This is a genomic window from Cytobacillus oceanisediminis (assembly GCF_007830235.1).
Classification (GTDB): Bacteria; Bacillota; Bacilli; order Bacillales; family Cytobacillaceae; genus Cytobacillus; species Cytobacillus oceanisediminis.
The window spans coordinates 554,542-554,906 of the sequence record NZ_VLKI01000001.1 but is presented as its reverse complement, the minus strand read 5'-3'; the positions used below and the strand labels follow the sequence as shown (position 1 = coordinate 554,906).

1 protein-coding gene is annotated in these 365 nt (G+C 60.5%); it reads left to right on the top strand.

The features are described from left to right. Positions 1-365, top strand: a 365-nt coding sequence (locus IQ19_RS29410; RefSeq protein ID WP_199749359.1) for a hypothetical protein, incomplete at both ends; no start/stop codon positions are given.

The following is a 365-nucleotide window of genomic DNA, read 5'->3' as shown; positions in this document are numbered from 1 at the left end:
GCAGACGCGGAAGCAGAAGCAGAGGCAGAAGCAGAAGCAGATGCAGAAGCAGAAGCAGACGCGGAAGCAGACGCGGAGGCAGACGCGGAGGCAGACGCGGAAGCAGACGCAGAGGCAGAAGCGGAAGCAGAAGCAGAGGCAGAAGCGGAAGCAGAAGCAGAAGCAGAAGCAGAAGCAGAAGCAGACGCGGAGGCAGACGCAGAGGCAGACGCAGAAGCAGAAGCAGAGGCAGAAGCAGAAGCAGAGGCAGAAGCAGAGGCAGAAGCAGACGCGGAAGCAGACGCAGAGGCAGAAGCAGAAGCAGAGGCAGAAGCAGACGCAGAAGCAGAAGCAGAAGCAGACGCGGAGGCAGACGCGGAAGCAGA